The sequence below is a fragment of the Neptuniibacter sp. PT8_73 genome (genome assembly GCF_047778045.1).
GTDB lineage: Bacteria > Pseudomonadota > Gammaproteobacteria > Pseudomonadales > Balneatricaceae > Neptuniibacter.
The window spans coordinates 867,770-884,615 of record NZ_CP180545.1 but is presented as its reverse complement, the minus strand read 5'-3'; the positions used below and the strand labels follow the sequence as shown (position 1 = coordinate 884,615).

Here is a 16,846-nt window from a genome sequence, read left to right as displayed (position 1 = left end):
TATTAGGCCGTTTTTAATATTCTTACGACCAACTCATCAAAGCTAATCCCTTGCTCTCGCGCTGCCATAGGCACAAGACTATGATCCGTCATACCCGGAGCCGTATTAACTTCTAATAGTTGGAAGTTTCCATCTTGATCTTGCATCACATCTACACGCCCCCAGCCTTTACAACCAACGGCGGAAAATGCTTGTTCAGCGAGGCGCTTCAGGGATGTTAATTTGTCCTCAGACAAACCATGATCGAACTTATACTGCGTATCGTTCGCTAGGTATTTTGCATCAAAGTCATAAAACTCGTGCTGCGTGACTAGCTGAATAGGAGGCAACGCAGAACCATCAAGCACTGCAACGGTATACTCGTCACCACTCATCCAACTTTCAGCAATCACACTACGATCAAAACCAGCAGCTGTTTCCAATGCCGTTTCTAGTTCACTAGCACTGGCAACTTTACTCATTCCAATACTGGAACCTTCGTGCGCAGGTTTAACAATCATCGGTAAACCAAGACGCTCAACGATGTCATCAACCTCAAACTCACCATTGAATGTCGCAAAGGTTGGAGTCGGCAAGCCTGCGCCTATCCACACCTGCTTGGTTCTTAACTTATCCATACCGATTGCAGAAGCTGCCACACCACTTCCGGTGTATGGTTTGCCTAGCATTTCCAACGCACCTTGCAAGGTACCGTCTTCACCGCCTGGGCCATGTAAAATCAAAAAGGCACGATCAAAGTAACTTTCTTGTAATTGCTGTAACGGTTGTTGGTCGCCATTAGGACCATAGAGATCGATACCAAATGCATCGACACCTGCACGTTGTAGTCCAGCTAAAACCTCAGCACCACTCTTGAGTGAAACATCACGCTCAGATGAATTACCACCAAAAATAACCGCAACTCGTCCGAAGTCGGATTTCATTTGAGCATCAATTTGATAACTCATTTTCCCTCCTTATCGGCTACAAGATTGGCCTGTTTTAGCTGATGAGCAAGCGCTGTAATATCACCCGCACCTTGAGTCAGTAATAGATCACCTGGCTCCAAAATATCTTTCAGCACATCGGCAACGGTGTCTTTATCGCTAACAAATACCGGATCTATACGACCACGCTGACGAATGCTTCGACATAAGCTGCGGCTATCAGCGCCAGCAATTGGCTCTTCACCCGCGGCGTAGACTTCTAGAAGCAACAACACATCTGCTTCAGAAAGTACTTCCACAAAGTCTTCATACAAATCACGAGTTCGGCTATAACGATGAGGCTGATTAATCATTACCAAACGTTTATCTGGCCAGCCTTCACGAATAGCTTTAACTACGGCATTAACTTCTCTTGGGTGGTGACCGTAATCATCAACCAACATAACACTACCACCATTGACAGGCACGTCCCCCAAAACTTGGAAACGACGACCAACGCCTTCGAACTTAGTTAATGCTGTGCAGATTGCTTCATCACTAATGCCCTCATCGGTAGCTACAGCAATAGTCGCTAAGGCATTCAACATATTGTGATGGCCCGGCATATTCAGTGAGATTTCTAGATCGGCAAAATCCCCTGGGCGCTTAACGGTAAAGCGGGTGTACATACCTTCTTGCCTGATATTCTCAGCACGGTAGTCAGCATCTTCCTCTACACCGTAAGTCAACACTGGACGACTAACTTCCGGAAGGATTTCCCTTACAACAGAATCATCGATACACATAACCGCAAGACCGTAGAACGGTAGGTTATGTAGAAACTCCACAAATGTTTTCTTCAACTTAGAGAAGTCATTCTCATAAGTTTCCATATGGTCCGCATCGATGTTTGTAACAATCGCAACCATAGGCTGTAAGTGAAGGAATGAAGCATCACTTTCATCAGCCTCTGCCACAAGATAGCGGCTCGTACCCATTTTGGCGTTGGTGCCAGCACTGTTCAGTCGACCGCCAATCACAAATGTTGGATCAAGCTCACCTTCAGCAAAGATGGAAGCTAACAGACTTGTCGTCGTTGTTTTGCCGTGCGTGCCAGCTACAGCGATACCGTGACGGTAGCGCATTAATTCAGCCAACATTTCAGCACGACGAACAATCGGAATACGCTGTTCACGCGCAGCTTTCACTTCTGGGTTTTCTTCGTTAACCGCAGTGGAGACAACAACCACATCCACACCTGAAACATTGGTATCGGCATGCCCAATAAAGATGTTCATACCCAAGCCTTCTAGGCGTTGAGTCGTCGCGGATACTTTAATATCTGAACCTGAGATCTGATATCCCTGATTCAGCAATACTTCCGCAATACCACACATACCCACACCACCAATGCCGATAAAATGAATTCGGCTGATACGGCGCATTTCCGGTATTTCATAACGGGTGAAAGCATTTTGTTGTTTCATTACTTCATTGCCTCAAGACAAACATTTGCTACCACATCACTTGCTTCAGGTTTACCTAGTGATAGCGCTTTGTTCGCCATTTCCATCAACGTTTCTCGTTGATTTAATTGTTCTGTTAATAATGCTGTTAGCGTTTCTTTATTAAGATCCGCCTGCTGAATTAAAATCGCAGCATCTCTCTCAGCAAGATAATTTGCGTTTTTAGTTTGGTGATCATCAACCGCATAAGGGAAAGGCACTAATACAGATGCCACACCTGCATTGCTCAATTCACTCACCGTTAAAGCACCAGCACGACATAAAACGACATCTGCCCAACTATAAGCTTCTGCCATATCATCGATAAATGGCACAACTTTACACTCATTTACGCCCAGCGCTTCATAACGCTGCTGAGTTTCTTCAATATTTCTTTTTCCTGCCTGATGCCAAACCTCTGGACGTTGCTCCTGAGGTAAATCAGCAAGCACTTCAGGCAGAAGGTCGTTAATTGCTTTCGCGCCTAAACTTCCACCTACAACCAAAAGACGCAAAGGCCCTTCACGATCAGAAAAACGCTCTTTAGGTTCAGGTAAATTCAAAATACTTCCGCGTACCGGATTACCCACAGTTTGAGTCGTTAGGCCACTTTTGAATGCACCTTGGAACGCTTCCAGAACTTTTTTGGCTAATTTAGACAAAGCCTTGTTAGTCATTCCTGCAACAGCATTCTGTTCGTGAATGATCAACGGAATTCTTAGCAACCACGCAGCAAGGCCACCTGGACCAGAAGCAAAACCGCCCATACCTAATACAACATCAGGTTTAACAGAGCGAACAACCGATAGCGCCTGCCACAAAGCGATCAAAAGTTTAAATGGAGCCAAAAGAAGACTTAACTTCCCTTTACCTCTTAGGCCTCTTACTTCAATAGAATGCAGCTTTAATCCCGCAGCAGGCACCAAATCAGCTTCTATTCCGTGTCGAGAACCCAACCATTCAACATGAATACCTTGTTCCTGTAGTTTCTCTGCAGTGGCCAATGCAGGGAATACATGGCCGCCAGTGCCACCAGCCATAATCAAAGCTACTTTTTTATCAGAAGCGCTCATGCGGCAGCCTCCTGACTTTTTTGTTTACGCTCTTTAGCTTCAGCATCTGGCTGATTTTTCCCAGCTAATTTCAATTCGTAGTCAACTCTCAAAATAACGGCCAACATGGCACAACTCACTAACAAACTACTTCCACCGTAACTCACCAAAGGAAGCGTTAAACCTTTTGTAGGTAAAGCGCCAACATTCACTCCAATATTGATCAACGCCTGCCCTGCAAAGATAATTGCAAAGCCGTAACAGACATAAGCAGAGAAAAAGGATTTTACCTTTTCAGCTCGACGACCAATACGGAAAATATTCACGATTAATACGGCATAAACCAAGATCAAAGCAATCGCGCCGATAAAACCTAACTCTTCGGCCAATACTGAAAACACAAAGTCAGTATGAGCTTCTGGCAGATAAAATAGCTTTTGAACGCTATTACCTAACCCCGTTCCAAACCATTCACCACGACCAAAAGCGATCTGTGCCTGCGATAACTGATACCCTGTTCCAAAAGGATCAGACCATGGATCTAAGAAGCTCTGAAGTCGAGCTACTCGGTAAGGCTGCAAACCTACAACAGCCACTAACAAACCCACTACACCAGAGATAACCATCAAGAATTGGGAAAAGCGCATCCCACCCAAAAAGATCATCCCCATAACCGTCCCCATCAGGACAACTAAGGCACCAAAGTCCGGCTCAAAGTACAGCAACACACAAAAAATACCCAAAGGTAGAGTCGGCTTCGCAATCCCTTTCCAACTGCTACGCACTTCATCCAAGCGTCTCACCAAGTAGCCAGCCATGTACATCACCATACAAAACTTAGCGACTTCGGATGCCTGAAGATTTAAAGGACCCAACGGCAACCAACGGTGACTACCATTTACCCCCTTACCTACACCTGGGATAAGGACTAAAATCAGTAAAACACCGGCAGCTAACATCCACCAGTGCCCTGTTTTTTCCCAAAAACGCATTGGGATATTCCAAACAACCACAGCACCAATCATCGCCAGCATGATAAATATGAACTGACGAATAACGTAAAAATACGCTGTACCGTTATTTTTTAGCGCCACATCTAAAGAAGCAGAGCTAATCATTACAAAACCCGTTAGAACTAGAGCAACTGAACAAGCCAGCACCCAAGGGTCAAATGGCAACACTCTTTGTGACGCACAAACAGGCGGAGGAGAAGGAATTAAACCCTCGAACCTCTGCTTAATGTTTGTCATCGCCAAAGAGATCATTAAAGAGCCTCCACCGCATCAATAAAAGCATCACCACGAGCGGGAAAACCAGAAAACATATCAAAGCTCGCACAGGCAGGTGAAAGCAGAACAATATCCCCTTCCTTCGCTTGAGCTTGCGCCTTTGCAACAGCAGCTTGCATATCGTCCGCTGATTCTTTAATTACGTCTTCACAACTGTCAGCTAAACGAGGCCCATCCTCACCGATATAGATCAGCGCTCTTGCAAACTGCTTCATTGGTTCAGCCAATTCAGAAAATTCGGCTCCTTTACCAACACCACCAGCAATTAACACAATACGCTGATCTGTAGATAGGGTTTTTCCTAAACCGTTCAGCGCAGCAACAGTCGCACCAACGTTAGTACCTTTGGAATCGTTGTAGTATTCAATACCGGCTTTTTCAGCGACCCACTGGCAACGATGCTTCAAACCAGCAAAATTCTTTAAAGCTGTTAGCATCGCATCCATTGGCAAGCCAACTGACTGACCTAAAGCCAATGCAGACAGTGCATTGGCCATGTTATGACTACCACGTATTTTTAACTCAGATACAGGTATTAATTTGTCCAGACCAACGGCAAGCCAGGTTTCACCCTTCTCTTCAATCAAACCAAAGACTTTCAGATCAGGTTTACCTAAGTGGTAAGCAAGCTGATCAACACCACTCGGCATTAATGGCATTGTCAGTGCATCATCACGGTTAACTACGACCTTTTTAGCTCCGCGGAAAATCCGGTGTTTAGCCTGATAATAACCCTGCATAGAATCATAACGATCTAAATGATCAGGGCTAATATTGAGTACCGTTGCAACTGCTGCTCGAAGATCATTGGTTGTTTCTAACTGGAAGCTGGATAGTTCGATAACATACAGATCTTTTTCAGGCTCGTTTAACATCTCGAGTACAGGCGTACCAATATTCCCGCACACTCCAACATTTAAGCCTGCTGCAGCAGCCATCTCACCCACCAAGGTAGTGACCGTACTTTTAGCATTTGAACCGGTAATTGCAACAATAGGTGCATTGATCTCATTACAGAAAAGATCAATATCACCACTTAACTTCGCGCCCGCTTTTACTGCCGTTTGAATAGCAGGATCACTTTGTGCAACACCAGGGCTCAAAATCAATTCTGACGCACTGCTCAGTAGTTCAGCATCAAAAGGGCCACAAATCAGTTTAACGTCAGGAAGCTCTGTTGATAGCTCATCCATGCCTGGAGGATTCTCTCGGCTATCAACAACGATAAAACGCTCACCTTTGGACGCCAAATAGCGCGCACATGCCAGCCCGGTCTGACCTAAACCGATGACTACTTTTAATTTATCGCTGGCGATTAAACTCATGCTCAAACTTTACCTTAACGAATTTTCAGAGATGCCAAGCCAATCAGCACCAAAACTACTGTGATGATCCAGAAACGAACAATTACTCGAGGCTCTGGCCAACCTTTCAATTCAAAATGGTGGTGCAAAGGCGCCATACGGAAGATACGGCGACCTGTTAATTTAAACGATGCCACCTGCAAAATTACTGACACGGTTTCAGCAACAAACACACCGCCCATAATGAACAGTACAAATTCCTGACGGACGATAACGGCAATAACACCTAGCGCAGCACCTAAAGACAAAGCACCGACATCACCCATAAATACCTGAGCTGGATAGGTGTTAAACCACAAGAATCCCAGTCCAGCACCAACCATGGCACCACAAAATATAATCAGCTCACCAGAACCTGGTACGTAAGGGATCAACAGATATTCAGCAAATTTGATGTTACCGGACAGATATGCAAACACACCCAAAGCTCCAGCTACCATTACGGTTGGCAAAATAGCTAGACCATCTAAGCCATCAGTAAGGTTTACCGCATTGGAGCTACCGACAATTACAAAGTAGGTAAAGACAATAAAGAAGATACCGAGATCGATCGACACATCTTTTAGGAATGGAATCAGAAGCTCTGTTTCAACAGGTGTGGAAGCCATGCTATAGAGTAATATTGCCGCACCCATACCACCTACTGACTGCCACAGATACTTCCACTTAGCAGGCAATCCTCGTGGGTTTTTCTCAACCACTTTACGATAATCATCGACCCAGCCCACTGCACCAAAAATAAGCGTCACGCCCAACGTAATCCACACATAAGGGTTAGTCAGATCACTCCACAAAAGGGTACTAATCGCAATTGCAACTAGGATCAAAGCACCACCCATTGTTGGTGTACCTGCTTTGCTCAAATGCGTCTGAGGACCATCATCTCGTACCGCTTGACCAATCTGATTACTACGTAGTTTGTTGATCATATGAGGGCCGACCCACAAAGCTATCAACAATGCTGTTAACACACCCAAAATCCCACGCAGGGTTAGGTACTGAAATACAGCAAAGCCGCTGTAATATTCCGATAAAAATTCTGCCAACAGTGGTAGCATTGCCTTCTATTCCCCTTCAGTCAGGTTCTTCACGACCTGATCCATCGCTGCACTTCTCGAGCCTTTAATCAGAATATTGGTATTCTGATCAGCCAGTTCTTTCAATGCAGTTGTTAATTCTTCACGTGTTTCAAAATGCATTCCCTGCCCATCTGCTGCAGCGTTATACGCTGAAACAGAGTGCCGGGACAGCACGCCAGTTGCATAAAAGCAACTAACCCCCTTCTGCGCTGCCCGACAGCCTACCTGTGCATGCTGATCAGCGGCATCTGCCCCCAACTCAGCCATATCCCCTAAAACCAATACTGATTTACCCGGCAAACTAACCAGCAGATCCACTGCCGCATTTACCGAACCAGGATTGGCGTTATAACTATCATCAATTACTTGAGCACCAGACGCTGTCGACAAGCAACGCATACGTCCAGATACTGCAGTGAAGGATTCCAAACCGCTGCAAATTTCCGCTAACGACATTTCTTTAGCGCTTACAGCAGCTGCCGCAGCTAGGGCATTTGCAACGTTATGCTGTCCCATCACCTGCAGCTGAACCGTTTTAGACTCAGAGCCTCTGTGCAAAACAAAAGAAAAACAGCCATTGCTAGATGGTTTCAAGTCCGACGCATACACAGCAGCTTTCTCGGAGCTAAGAGAGAAGTTGCTCTGAGGCTTTCCTTGGTTTTGATTTAACCAATACTCTGTATGCGGATCATCTAGGTTGATAACAGCCGTGCCTTGAGTTTCATCTAACTGCGAAAAGATCTCAGATTTGGCTTCGACTACACCTTGCAGAGAGCCAAACCCTTCCAGATGAGCGCCCATCGCGTTATTCAAAATCGCAACATCAGGTAGAGAGATCGCAGTCGTATAAGCAATCTCACCACCACCACTTGCACCCTGTTCAATCACAGCAATTTGATGCTGATCACTTAATTCGAACAGTGTTAGCGGTACGCCGATGTCATTATTCAGATTACCTTTGGTAGCCAGCACCTGATTATTCTGAGACAGAATCGCGAATAGCATCTCTTTAACTGTCGTTTTACCGCTGCTGCCTGTCACTGCGTAAACAGTGCCATCAAAACGCTGACGATTCGCTTGCGCAATGTTCCCCAAAGCAATACGCGTATCTTCAACTTGCCACAATGGCGCTTTAATTTCTGGCATAGATCGAGAAACAACCGCAGCGACCGCGCCTTTTTCCAGTGCCTGCTCTATAAACTGATGACCATCAAAATTCGGGCCAACCAGTGCGACAAATAGGTCGCCCTGCTTAATCGTACGCGTGTCTGTACTGACACCTGTAAATTCAGTATCAGCCGTTATCTGCCCGCCAAAAGCTTGCTGTAACTGCTGCAAAAACCACTGACCAATCATACCGCTACCCCTAAAACTGACTTACTCACATCAACATCACTAAACGGGTAACGTGTACCAGCAATCTCTTGATAATTTTCGTGACCTTTACCTGCGATCAATACAACATCTTCTGGCGAAGCAGCATTGATCGCCATTCTGATCGCTTCAGCACGATCCGCTTCAACATCCGCCTGATGATCATGAATACCGCTCTCGATCATCTCAATAATGCTATCTGGCTGTTCGGTTCTTGGGTTGTCGCTAGTCACGACCAACCGATCCGCAAATCGGTCTGCAATATTACCCATGAGCTCTCGTTTACCTGTATCACGGTCGCCACCACAGCCAAATACGCACCACAAACGCCCTGACGTATGAGCTCTCACAGCTTGGATTGCTTTCTCTAAAGCATCAGGCGTATGTGCATAATCAATAATGACCAGCGGCTTATCAGCAGCGACCAATGCCTGCATTCGCCCCGGCACTGCATCTAACTTGGAAAGCCCGTGCATGACCTGCTCTCGGCTAAATCCTTGCTCAGATAGCAACGCTGCTACGAGAAGCAGATTATCCAGATTAAATTCGCCGATAATTTTACTAGCGAAAGCAAAGTTGCCTTGCGCCGTTTTGAGCTCCGCTTCGATGCCGTGCAAAGCTAAACGGTAGGCCGCGATCAGATAATCGCCTTGTGCACGCCCAACCGCTACTTTTTTACCTTTAACTTCGTCATCAGCTAACAGCGTTTGACCAAAAGCATCATCACTATTGATAACAGAAGCTTTTAGATCAAAGCGTTTAAACAATCTTGCTTTAGCCGCACCGTAAGAAGCCATAGAACCGTGGTAATCCAGATGATCACGGCTTAAGTTGGTGAATGCGGCATAATCAAATTCAACCCCAGCAACTCGGCCCTGCTGTAAAGCATGACTAGAGACTTCCATCACAACGCTTTCAGCACCTGCAGCGCGTAATTCAGCAAATAAACGCTGCAAACCTACAGCATCTGGCGTTGTATGAGTTGCCTGCTCTAACTGACCCGGGAAACCATTTCCAATGGTGCCAACAATCGCTGTTTTCGTGCCTATCGCATTCATCGCCTGAGCAACAAAATGCGCACAAGAGGTCTTACCGTTAGTCCCCGTAATGCCAATAACATTCAGATGACGGCTTGGGTGACCATAAAAATTCGCAGCCACAGGGCCAATCTGACTGACTAAATCAGGCACAGAAATCACTGGGATGCCAAGCGAAGGACAGTCATCAACTTCACGACTATCCAACAAAACCGCTACTGCACCACTTTTTTCAGCCGCTTCAACGAAATCGACACCACGATGCTGAATACCGGATCGAGCAATAAACAGAGTGCCGGGCGTAACCGTGCGGCTATCTTGCGAAATAGCAGACACGACAAAGCCGGCGTAAGTTTCATCAACCCACTCCGGCGCAATCTCTTTCAATGTTCTACTGATTTCCAACATAGTCACCTCATTCAACGCTGAGCAACCTGCTTATTTACTTCCGGCCAATTATCCGGTGGGATATTCATCAAACGCAAAGCTCCACCTACCGCTCTTGAAAAAACCGGAGCTGCTACCTCACCACCGTAATATTCCTGGCCTTTAGGGTTATCAATCATCACTACTGTTACTAAGCGCGGATCACTTACCGGCGCCAAACCTGCAAATGTAGATATATACTGATCGTCGATATATCCACCGCGGCCAACTTTATGCACCGTGCCTGTTTTGCCGGCTACTCGATATCCCTGCACAGCCGCTCTTCGACCCGTACCTTTAACGCTAATCACCGTTTCCATCATTTCACGGACATCAACCGCCACATCCGCAGGCATGACTCGAACAGGTTTGCCTGCTTCGCTCTGTCGAATCAGACTCACAGGGCTCACGACACCATCATTAGCCAACGCCAAATATGACTGAGCTAGCTGTAATGGCGTTACCGATAAGCCATAGCCATAAGAAAGCGTCGCACGCTCAACTTGCTGTCTCGAATTCAGATAAGGCAGATAACCTGTACTTTCACCCGGGAATCCGATTCCTGTTGCCTGCCCTAAGCCTAAATTGTGATACAGATTACGTACTGAACCTTCAGGTAAGCTTAACGACAGCTTCGTTACACCCACATTGCTGGATTTCGTAATAATGGTGGATATATCTATCTCACCGTAATTACGATGATCTCGAATCGTTTTACCTTTAACCCGCATATAACCAGGTGCAGTATTTACGATTGTTTCCGGCTCGTACTCACCACTCATCAACGCTGCCGCAACAGTCATAGGTTTAACCGTCGAACCCGGCTCAAATGTATCGGTTAAAGCTCTGTTTCTTAATGCCGTCGAAATTCTCTGTTTTGGATCATTCGGGTTGTAAGATGGCTGATTAACCATCGCCAGCACTTCCCCTGTGGATGCATCTAGCATCACAATCGACCCGCCATCAGCTTTATGCGCTTCAACTGACGCTTTTAATTCTCTATACGCTAGATATTGCAGCCTTAAATCGATACTTAGCTGAATATCATTACCATGCAGCGCTGGCTTAACTTCGCGAATATGCTTGATCGTTCTACCCAAACGATCTTTCATTACAAGCTGCTTACCAGCATCAGCCTTTAACCAATCCTCATAAGCCAGCTCTAAACCTTCTTGGCCTTTACCATCCAAGTTAGTAAAACCAACTAGATGCGTTGTGACCTCGGCTGCCGGGTAGTAACGCTTATATTCACGATCAACATGCACACCCGGTATACGCAAAGCTCTAATTTTTTCAGCTAGCTCAGGTGTAACTTGACGCTGTAAATACAAAAATCTACGACTGCGATTTTCAGATAACTTAGCCAGTAGCTTCTTTTTGTTCGTTTTCAGCAGCACCGCTAGTTTTGACAAACCATCGTGCTGCATATCTGTCATTTTCGGATCAGCCCAAATAGTCGCTACCGGTGCACTCACCGCCAAAGGCTCACCATGCCTATCCGTGATAATCCCGCGATGAGCAGGTACCTGAACCGTTCTCAATGAGCGAGCATCGCCTTGGGTTTGCAAAAACGACTGCTCTTCAACATAAAGCGAAAGCATGCGAGCCGTAATTCCACCAGCAACGAGCAATAGAAGCACCAACACCAACCAAAGGCGCCATCCTCTACCAACTGCTGCTTCAGTGTTATCGCTCATGCTTCACGATCTCTATTTGCTCAACGTCTGGCACTTTCATGCCCAACACACTCGTTGCTTGTTGTTCAACTCGATTATTGGCAGCCCATGCACTTTGCTCAAGCAGTAGCTGTCCCCACTCAACTTGAAGCTCATCCCTTTGCTGTATCAATTCCTGATGCTGGTTAAATAGCTGTCGATATTCAAAGGCGCTCATTACTACGCCCAAGCACGACACCAAAAGCACCACAACCAACACAAACACCAATAAAAATGGGCTCAGCAACTCTTCAGCACTATAAAAATTGTTTCGACCAGATGAACTCCCCTTCTCATCCTCCTGATCGCCAACCCAATTTCTCCAGAACTTTCCAAGCATCAAGCGACCTTTTCAGCCACTCGCATAACTGCACTTCGAGCCCGTACGTTCTCTTCGGTTTCAGAGGCACTCGCTTTCACGGCCTTACCTACATTCTTAAACCGAATTTTCAACATATCGTTTGTGACCGGAATACCACGTGGAATATGCTCATCGCCTTTAACATGCTGACGAATAAAGCGCTTCACAATCCGATCCTCTAGAGAGTGAAAACTAATAACGACTAAACGCCCACCCACTTTCAACATTTCTAAAGCCTGATCCAAACAGCTTTCCAGATCTTCCAATTCACGATTAATGTGGATACGAATACCTTGGAAAGCACGTGTTGCAGGGTTCTTACCTTTTTCCCAAGCAGGATTGGCTTCAGCAATTATTTTTGAAAGCTGCGCTGTCGTGGTAATTGGCTCTTCTTCACGCTTAGCCACAATCGCTTTCGCCATACGACGGGAGAAACGCTCCTCGCCATAGGTATAAATCACATCAGCAATCTCTTTCTCTTCTGCGCGAGCGATCCAATCAGCCGCGCTTTCACCAGAAGAGGTGTCCATGCGCATATCTAGCGGACCATCATTTAGAAAGCTAAACCCTCGGGAAGCATCATCTAACTGTGGTGAAGACACACCTAAGTCCAGCAAAATGCCATCAACCTGTCCTTGCAAACCACGCTCAGTTACAAATTCTTGCAATTGTGCAAAGCTGCCGTGCGCTATAGAGAAACGATCTTCATCTGCGAAACGTTCGTGCGCATGCGCTATAGCAGTTGGGTCTTTATCGATCCCCATTAACCGACCATCTTCTGCCAATTGATCCAATACCAATGCAGAATGACCGCCACGACCAAAGGTCCCGTCGACATAGAAACCAGATGCGTCCTGCACTAAAGCTTCTACAGCTTCATTTAACAGCACTGTGATATGTTTAAATTCCTGGCTCATTCGTCGTTACTCGATCCGCTATAGCGATAAATTTTGTAATTCTTCAGGCATTGCCATGCCACCTTCTACCTCTTGAAGATACTCTTCACGGGTAGCTAACCATCTGGACTCACTCCAGATTTCAAACTTCTGCCCTTGCCCAAGCAACACAATTTTTTTATCGAGCTCGGCATATTCTCGAAGTGGAGCGGGTAAAAGCAATCGTCCATTTCCATCCATATCAAGATCAGTTGCATGACCAATCAATAGGCGCTGAATTCGACGCGCTGCTGGATTAAAGCTGGGCAAACTTTCTATTTTTTCCTGAATAACTTCCCATTCTTCCAGTGGATAAAGCAGTAAACAGCGCTCTTCAGTATCAATCGTTGCCACGAGCTGACCATCGCAACACGTCGCGATTTTCTCGCGATAACGTGCCGGAATCGCCATGCGTCCCTTAGCATCTAGATTGATTTGATTAACGCCTCTAAACATTTTCGGCTCTCAAAACCCACTTAAATTACAGAAAAACCCACTTTTACCCACTTTATCCCACTAGAGCACACTATAGAAAGTAACCCCAACTAAAGCAAGGCTGAAAGCGCCGTAAATGACGGTTATCAGAGATCAAACATTAGAGAAATGCATACAGAGAGGAGTCCCCAAAAACAAAGAATCGAGAGACTGCATATAAAACAATGAATTAGGTGAATCAGACCTTTACAGGAAAAGCAGTGGACACCGCTCTTCCTGAAAAGAAAGAATAATGAGGAGTTTGCCGATAAGCCGGGTTCTGTCGTGGACAATCATTCATCTGGGATGCATATCACTATGCACCTCAAGCAACCTACCCGGTTCCAGCGCGGGTCACGCCTGTAGGAACCCTATTTGGTCTTGCTCCGAGTGGGGTTTACCATGCCGTGGAGTGTTGCCACCCACGCGGTGCGCTCTTACCGCACCATTTCAACCTTACCGGCATCCGAGGATGCTTAGGCGGTATATTTTCTGCTGCACTTTCCGTCGACTCGCGCCGCCCAGACGTTATCTGGCACTCTACCCTTTGGAGCCCGGACTTTCCTCCACCTTCTAAGAAGGCAGCGACTGCCTGGCAAACTCCTCGGCGCGAATTCTAACAAAAGCTAAATCAGTTAGCGATCTAAAGCCGCCTGATAAAGCACTTTTTTCTTCAAACCGGTAATTTTTGCTGCCAAAGAAGCTGCCTGACTCACTGGCAGCTCCGCAAGAAGAATATCTAAGACCTCTAAAGCCTTAGCGTCTAATTCAGCCGCACCTTTATTTTCTATACCGTGAACCAAAACAACAAACTCTCCGCGCTGCTGGTTGGAATCAGCTTCCATCCACTCTATGACAGCATCCAACTTATCCACATGGATCGTTTCATATGTTTTAGTCAGCTCACGAGCAATACCCACAACACGCTCACCACCAAAGACTGACTGCATATCTTTAAGGGAGGCTACAATACGATGCGGAGATTCATAAAAGATCAGCGTTCGAGCTTCATCAACCAATCCCTTAAGCTGCTGTTTGCGGCCACTCGATTTATGCGGCAGAAAACCCTCAAAGATAAATCGATCTGTAGGCAAACCCGCCGCAGACAACGCCGCTATAAAAGCCACACAGCCAGGAACAGGCACAACTTTAAAACCCTGCTCTCTAACCCCTTGAACTACAACATATCCAGGGTCCGAAATTAGCGGCGTTCCAGCATCAGAAATTAGCGCAACACTGGCACCAGATTGCAACTGGTGTACAATCGTCTCAATTCGCTGGCGTTCGTTATGCTCATGGACGGAAACAAGGCGGGTATTGATACCAAAATGCGCCATCAAACGGGCACTATGACGCGTGTCCTCAGCAGCTATCAACTCAACTTGCTGCAAGACCTCAATAGCGCGAGGTGTCATATCCTGCAGATTTCCTATTGGCGTTGCTACAACGTACAGTGCGGGTTCTAACATTACAGATACCATCTTAAAACGTGGGTTGCGAAGTATATGAAATTTCAGTGGCGCCTGTCTCTTTCAGCAATTTTAATCAGCACAATTATTTCTGGCTGTTCAGTTAGTACAACATCCACGAAACCAACGCTGACTGCAGCTGAGCAAGACCAACAACGAGTAGAAAGCCTACTTAAAAAAGCGAATTCTGCAAAACCGATTAAATCTGCTCAGTATCGCGCAGACGCTGCGAAGATTTTACTTAGCCTTGGCCGCAAGCAAGAAGCAGCTTCCGTACTTAGCCAAATAGACGTTAGCCTATTAGCCCCATCTCTTCGCTTCGAGATCGCCAAACTTCAAGCAGAAGCTTCACTTGAACAGAACCAACCGGGACAAGCTCTACAGCAATTAGACAGATTAAACAGCTCAGCTAATCTTAAACTGCTGACCGAGCAAGAGATTGAAATCCTCAAGTTGCGCGCCCAAGCCTTCCAGCTACAACAACAACATTTTAGCGAAGCTAAAGAACTTATCAGATTAAGCCAATTACTAGACACGGATCCAGCTAAGCAAATCCTGCACGATCAAATCTGGAATAGCCTACTAAAAATTGAAGCAATCAAGCTTTCCGAACTCATTCGTAGCGGAACTAATAGCTATCATGAGCAAGGCTGGCTAGAGCTAGCTTACGAGCTAAGCGTCAACACGCAGCTAGACACGCAAAATCAGGCATTGAATAACTGGGCCGTATTATGGGAATCTCACCCAGCCCAAAAACTACCACCTCAATCTCTTGGCGGACTAGGTGCACAAACATTTTTAGCTCAAAAAATAGCTGTATTACTGCCACTTGAGGGCAAATTAGCCAAACCTGCCAACGCCATCAAAGAAGGCATTATGATGGCTCATTTACGTAGCCAACAACCAGGCAAACCTTCGCCAGAACTTCTATTTCTGGACTCTGAAAAGATAAATACCCCGATTCAGCTAGCCTCAATCGTTAATGAGCAACAAGTCGATATGATCATCGGGCCTTTAGCTAAAGACTATGTTTCAACTTTAGCTGCCGATCAGCACATTCAAGTACCCGTACTCGCCCTAAACTACATCGATTCACCCGCTCGTGAAGGCATGTATCAATTCGGCCTTTCAGCCGAAGACGAAGCCATTCAAATTGCAGAGCGCGCATGGAAAGACGGCATCCGCCGTGCTGCAGTGTTAACACCAAACAGCGGCTGGGGTGATAAAATCAGCAAGGCTTTTGAAGAACACTTCACAAGCCTAGGCGGCATGGTCGTGCACTCAAGCAACTTTGGAGATATCAGCGAATTCTCCGAGCATGTGAGTCAATTTTTATCCACAGATAAAAGCAAACAACGCTACAAGAACGTAAGAAAAGTAGTTTATACCCATAAAATTGAATTTGAGGAGCACCGCCGCCATGACATGGAAGCAATCATCCTCACCGCACTGCCCAATGATGCAAGACAGCTAAACACTATGCTGGCTTATAACTTTGCAGGCGATCTACCAATTTATGCAACTTCGCACGTCTTCAGTGGTAGCAACAACCCAATCCAAGATCAGGACCTAAATAACGTTACCTTCTTGGGCACCCCTTGGAATCTTAAACCACCATCACAAGACAAAGTACTTATTTCACAGCAACGAAATGACACAAACAGTCGCTTTGGTCGTTTATACGCTCTAGGTCTTGATGCCTATCGCATCCATCCCTATCTAAAACAATTAAGCGCTGTCCCGGGCACCCAGATCAACGGCGAAACAGGCCAACTCAGCATTAATAACAACGGCCTGGTTTTCAGAACGCTAACTTGGGCCAAATATAAAGATGGTATCCCACAAATTATTGAGTAAATAA

14 protein-coding genes and 1 other RNA gene are annotated in these 16,846 nt (G+C 46.0%); 1 reads left to right on the top strand and 14 read right to left on the bottom strand.

Annotated elements, in window-relative coordinates; genetic code table 11:
• Positions 1-2: 2 nt before the first annotated feature.
• From ACMXYN_RS03900 to rsmI, 14 genes are all read right to left on the bottom strand, one after another.
• A complete protein-coding gene (locus tag ACMXYN_RS03900) occupies positions 3-947 on the bottom strand; it encodes a D-alanine--D-alanine ligase (RefSeq protein WP_415893580.1) in 945 nt (314 codons plus the stop codon).
• A complete protein-coding gene (gene murC / locus ACMXYN_RS03895; protein WP_415893579.1) occupies positions 944-2,392 on the bottom strand; it encodes a UDP-N-acetylmuramate--L-alanine ligase in 1,449 nt (482 codons plus the stop codon). Before murC ends, ACMXYN_RS03900 begins: the two co-directional genes overlap by 4 nt.
• On the bottom strand, positions 2,392-3,483 hold the full coding sequence (gene murG / locus ACMXYN_RS03890) for an undecaprenyldiphospho-muramoylpentapeptide beta-N-acetylglucosaminyltransferase (protein WP_415893578.1): 1,092 nt from the start codon (positions 3,481-3,483) through the stop codon (positions 2,392-2,394). Before murG ends, murC begins: the two co-directional genes overlap by 1 nt.
• Positions 3,480-4,727, bottom strand: coding sequence for a putative lipid II flippase FtsW (gene ftsW, locus ACMXYN_RS03885; RefSeq protein ID WP_415893577.1), 1,248 nt, complete (start codon positions 4,725-4,727; stop codon positions 3,480-3,482). The genes murG and ftsW overlap by 4 nt, the downstream gene beginning before the upstream one ends.
• A complete protein-coding gene (gene murD, locus ACMXYN_RS03880; protein ID WP_415893576.1) occupies positions 4,727-6,076 on the bottom strand; it encodes a UDP-N-acetylmuramoyl-L-alanine--D-glutamate ligase in 1,350 nt (449 codons plus the stop codon). Before murD ends, ftsW begins: the two co-directional genes overlap by 1 nt.
• 14 nt (positions 6,077-6,090) lie before the next feature.
• Positions 6,091-7,173: a phospho-N-acetylmuramoyl-pentapeptide-transferase gene (mraY, locus tag ACMXYN_RS03875; protein ID WP_415893575.1), complete on the bottom strand. Its 1,083-nt coding sequence runs from the start codon at positions 7,171-7,173 to the stop codon at positions 6,091-6,093.
• Positions 7,174-7,179: 6 nt separating this feature from the next.
• Positions 7,180-8,550, bottom strand: coding sequence for a UDP-N-acetylmuramoyl-tripeptide--D-alanyl-D-alanine ligase (locus ACMXYN_RS03870; protein ID WP_415893574.1), 1,371 nt, complete (start codon positions 8,548-8,550; stop codon positions 7,180-7,182).
• Positions 8,547-10,013, bottom strand: coding sequence for a UDP-N-acetylmuramoyl-L-alanyl-D-glutamate--2,6-diaminopimelate ligase (locus ACMXYN_RS03865; protein ID WP_415893573.1), 1,467 nt, complete (start codon positions 10,011-10,013; stop codon positions 8,547-8,549). Before ACMXYN_RS03865 ends, ACMXYN_RS03870 begins: the two co-directional genes overlap by 4 nt.
• An 11-nt stretch (positions 10,014-10,024) precedes the next feature.
• Positions 10,025-11,728, bottom strand: a complete 1,704-nt coding sequence (locus tag ACMXYN_RS03860) for a peptidoglycan D,D-transpeptidase FtsI family protein (RefSeq protein ID WP_415893572.1) — start codon at positions 11,726-11,728, stop codon at positions 10,025-10,027.
• Positions 11,718-12,086 carry a cell division protein FtsL gene (ftsL, locus tag ACMXYN_RS03855; protein WP_415893571.1) on the bottom strand — a complete coding sequence of 123 codons (369 nt, stop codon included), beginning with the start codon at positions 12,084-12,086 and terminating at the stop codon, positions 11,718-11,720. The genes ACMXYN_RS03860 and ftsL overlap by 11 nt, the downstream gene beginning before the upstream one ends.
• Entirely contained in the window at positions 12,086-13,024 is a 939-nt protein-coding gene (gene rsmH, locus ACMXYN_RS03850) for a 16S rRNA (cytosine(1402)-N(4))-methyltransferase RsmH (protein WP_415893570.1), read from the bottom strand. Before rsmH ends, ftsL begins: the two co-directional genes overlap by 1 nt.
• Before the next feature lie 18 nt (positions 13,025-13,042).
• Complete coding sequence (mraZ, locus tag ACMXYN_RS03845; protein ID WP_415883635.1) at positions 13,043-13,498, bottom strand: division/cell wall cluster transcriptional repressor MraZ; 456 nt, start codon at positions 13,496-13,498, stop codon at positions 13,043-13,045.
• A 271-nt stretch (positions 13,499-13,769) separates the two neighbouring features.
• Positions 13,770-14,120, bottom strand: an RNA gene (rnpB, locus tag ACMXYN_RS03840) — RNase P RNA component class A.
• A gap of 31 nt (positions 14,121-14,151) precedes the next feature.
• On the bottom strand, positions 14,152-14,985 hold the full coding sequence (gene rsmI, locus ACMXYN_RS03835; protein WP_415893569.1) for a 16S rRNA (cytidine(1402)-2'-O)-methyltransferase: 834 nt from the start codon (positions 14,983-14,985) through the stop codon (positions 14,152-14,154).
• A 36-nt stretch (positions 14,986-15,021) separates the two neighbouring features.
• Here rsmI and ACMXYN_RS03830 point away from each other — a divergent pair, with 36 nt between their 5' ends.
• Positions 15,022-16,842 carry a penicillin-binding protein activator gene (locus ACMXYN_RS03830; protein WP_415893568.1) on the top strand — a complete coding sequence of 607 codons (1,821 nt, stop codon included), beginning with the start codon at positions 15,022-15,024 and terminating at the stop codon, positions 16,840-16,842.
• The last annotated feature ends 4 nt before the right edge of the window (positions 16,843-16,846 follow it).

Bases quoted from the DNA above. Each gene is read 5' to 3' on its own strand.
- rsmH (WP_415893570.1), bottom strand. From the start codon at position 13,024: ATGAGCCAGGAATTTAAACATATCACAGTGCTGTTAAATGAAGCTGTA.
- mraY (WP_415893575.1), bottom strand. From the start codon at position 7,173: ATGCTACCACTGTTGGCAGAATTTTTATCGGAATATTACAGCGGCTTT.
- ftsW (WP_415893577.1), bottom strand. From the start codon at position 4,727: ATGATCTCTTTGGCGATGACAAACATTAAGCAGAGGTTCGAGGGTTTA.
- mraZ (WP_415883635.1), bottom strand. From the start codon at position 13,498: ATGTTTAGAGGCGTTAATCAAATCAATCTAGATGCTAAGGGACGCATG.
- rsmI (WP_415893569.1), bottom strand. From the start codon at position 14,985: ATGTTAGAACCCGCACTGTACGTTGTAGCAACGCCAATAGGAAATCTG.
- ACMXYN_RS03830 (WP_415893568.1), top strand. From the start codon at position 15,022: ATGAAATTTCAGTGGCGCCTGTCTCTTTCAGCAATTTTAATCAGCACA.
- murC (WP_415893579.1), bottom strand. From the start codon at position 2,392: ATGAAACAACAAAATGCTTTCACCCGTTATGAAATACCGGAAATGCGC.
- murG (WP_415893578.1), bottom strand. From the start codon at position 3,483: ATGAGCGCTTCTGATAAAAAAGTAGCTTTGATTATGGCTGGTGGCACT.
- ACMXYN_RS03860 (WP_415893572.1), bottom strand. From the start codon at position 11,728: ATGAGCGATAACACTGAAGCAGCAGTTGGTAGAGGATGGCGCCTTTGG.
- ftsL (WP_415893571.1), bottom strand. From the start codon at position 12,086: ATGCTTGGAAAGTTCTGGAGAAATTGGGTTGGCGATCAGGAGGATGAG.
- ACMXYN_RS03865 (WP_415893573.1), bottom strand. From the start codon at position 10,013: ATGTTGGAAATCAGTAGAACATTGAAAGAGATTGCGCCGGAGTGGGTT.
- ACMXYN_RS03900 (WP_415893580.1), bottom strand. From the start codon at position 947: ATGAGTTATCAAATTGATGCTCAAATGAAATCCGACTTCGGACGAGTT.
- ACMXYN_RS03870 (WP_415893574.1), bottom strand. From the start codon at position 8,550: ATGATTGGTCAGTGGTTTTTGCAGCAGTTACAGCAAGCTTTTGGCGGG.
- murD (WP_415893576.1), bottom strand. From the start codon at position 6,076: ATGAGTTTAATCGCCAGCGATAAATTAAAAGTAGTCATCGGTTTAGGT.